This window comes from Gluconacetobacter entanii (assembly GCF_003206495.1).
Taxonomy (GTDB): Bacteria; Pseudomonadota; Alphaproteobacteria; order Acetobacterales; family Acetobacteraceae; genus Novacetimonas; species Novacetimonas entanii.
In genome coordinates this window covers 1-2699 of the sequence record NZ_NKUF01000102.1, presented here as the reverse complement: position 1 = coordinate 2699, position 2699 = coordinate 1, and the positions used below count along the sequence as shown (strand labels likewise).

Here is a 2699-nt window from a genome sequence, read left to right as displayed (position 1 = left end):
CCTTCCATCAGGCGGTCCAGGAGGTCTTTATCAATGCTCATGCGGGGGCTCCTCTTCGAGCAATTTATCACCACACCGCACAAAATTCAGGATAGTCCCCGCTCGATCTGTAATATACAGACATGCAGATGACTTTTTGAAAATGCCGCATCCCTGAAAAAGCCGGTACCCAAAAAATTTTTGCCATCCATCAACCGACAAACGAAAAACGGGGCCGCATGATGCAACCCCGTTCCGTTGGCCCGTACTGACGTGGGCGATCAGTTGGCGTTATCCAGCGCGTAGACCACCAGGTCGTCCGTCACCGGCGTCATCATGAAGTGGTGGCCACCGGCCATGATGGCGACATACTGCTTGCCCTTGTATTCATACGTCATGGGCGTGGCCTGTCCGCCACCGGGCAGGACGTCGTTCCACACTTCCTTGCCGGTATGGATGTCGAAGGCATGGATCATGTTGTCGGTCGTCGCGGCAACAAAGATCAGGCCACCGGCCGTAATGACCGGGCCGCCATTGTTGGGCGTGCCAATCGTCAGCGGCAGGTGCGTCGGCAGGCCAAACGGGCCGTTGGCGCGCGCACTGCCCAGCGGATGCTGCCACAGCACTTTCTGCGTGTGCATGTCGATCGCGGTAATCATGCCATAGGGCGGACGGTTGCACATCATGCCCGTATATTCGTCCCATAAGGGCGAAACGACGATGCCATAGGGGGTCTCGGCCATGGCGCCGGCGCCCTCGGCCCCGCCACCACCGGGCTTGTAGTTGGGATCATCCACCGGCATCAGGCCCAGCTTGTCCGCCTTCTTGCGGCTGACCAACTGGTCATACATCGGCGTGTTGTTCCAGTTGGCGATCAGGATGCCGGTCTTTTCATCATAGGCGACGCTGCCCCAGTCGGAGCCACCGTTATAGCCGGGATATTCCAGCCACGGCTTGTCGATGCTCGGCGGCGTGAACTCACCCACATAATGCGCACGGCGGTATTTCAGGCGGCAGTAAAGCTGGTCGATGGGGGACATGCCCCACATGTCGGCTTCCTTGAGCGGGGCAAAGCCGAGGCGCGGCATGCCGACCGACCATGGCTGCGTCGGCGAACGCGTATCGCCCGGCACCATGCCCGGCGACGGCGCGGGCCGCTCCTCGACCGGCAGGACGGGTTCACCCGTGCGGCGGTCCAGCACAAAGGTCTGGCCACGCTTGGTCGGCATGATCAGCGCAGGCACCGTGGAGCCGTCAGGCTTGGTAAAGTCCATCAGCGTCGGCTGCGACCCGATATCGTAATCCCAGACGTCCTTGTGCACGGTCTGGAACACCCAGCGCGGTTCGCCCGTTTTCACGTCGATCGCGACCACGTCGGAGGAGACCTTGTTTTCCTCCGGGCTGCGCAGGGCGCTGTAGTAATCGGCGGCCGAGTTGCCGGTCGGCACGTAAACCAGTCCCAGCGCGTTGTCGCCGATCATGGCCGCCCACGAATTGGGGGTGCCACGGCTGTAATGCTCGCCTTCCTTCGGCTCGCCATGTTCATGCGGACGGTTGACATCCCATGCCCACAGGAAGCGGCCGGTTTCGGCATCATACCCGCGGATCACACCCGACGGTGCCCAGCGGCGCTGCCCGTCGAGGATTTCCTGGTTGGTGATGATCGCACCGTTGACGATCGGCGGCGGCGCGGTTTCGGCCACGAATCCGGGCACCGATTCACCCATCCCCTTCATCAGGTTGACCATGCCGTGCCAGCCAAAGCCCTCGCAGACCTTGCCGTCCTCGCTATCCACCTCGATCAGTCGTTCGTCCAGCGTGGCCTCAAGGATGCGGTGGTGGCAGTGCTCGCCTTCCGGCACGGTGGAGGAGGTATAATACACAACCGCCTTGCACGCCGCCGTATAGGTGATGCTCTCATATTTCTCGTTGGCGTGGAAATGCCAGACTTCCTTGCCCGTGGCGGGGTCGATGCGCATCATGTCGTTCAGCGCGGAGCACATGTACAGGCCGTCCCCCACCTTGATCGGCGTGGTCTCGGCAGCCCACTTGTTCACCTGTCCCGGTCCCGGCTTGCTGCCGGTATGGTAGATGAAGGCGCGCTTGAGGTGGCTGACATTGGCCGGCGTGATCTGGTCCAGCGGTGAGAAGCGGGTCGCCCTGTCATCACGGCCATAGGCAGGCCAGTCGTCATGTGCCTGGTTGGCCGTGACCTGTTCGACCATCGGCGTTGCTTCGCTTGGCTCGGCGGGCGGTCCGTCGGGGATGTTGGCCGCATTGACGCCCGCGGCCTGCGGGGCGTTGGGGGAGGGCGGCGCAAAGGCATCCGCAGGCGGCGCAGGCACGGAAGGCGGGACGGTGGCGTTGTTCTGGCCGGGGGGCTGGTCAGCAGGGGGAACCTGCGCCAGGGCGGCGGTACAGGAAAGGCCGGCGATGATCGTGGCGCCAAGCAGCATGGAACGCAGCATGGGGTTTGTGGACATCATGCAATCTCCCGCACGGAGGTGGTGCGTGCGTTCTGTGCGCGACGCAGGACCGGCAGGCTGAGTGCCACGCCAATGGCAAGAAGGGTGTGGCCGAACACGCGGGGCAGCAGGCCCCAGCCGTCAAAACCGACTTCCTCTGTGGTTGCCGTCCGTTATGCAAGAGTTTTCTGACCCATATTGACGTGTGATCGTGTGCGGTCTTCTGTAAGGCCTGTTGATGTGGCCTTTCAGAAG

General features: G+C 62.4%; 1 protein-coding gene. It reads right to left on the bottom strand.

The window, feature by feature from the left end:
- Positions 1 to 260 precede the first annotated feature (260 nt).
- On the bottom strand, positions 261 to 2447 hold the full coding sequence (locus CFR72_RS16540) for a pyrroloquinoline quinone-dependent dehydrogenase (RefSeq protein WP_110914793.1): 2187 nt from the start codon (positions 2445 to 2447) through the stop codon (positions 261 to 263).
- Between the last annotated feature and the right edge of the window lie 252 nt (positions 2448 to 2699).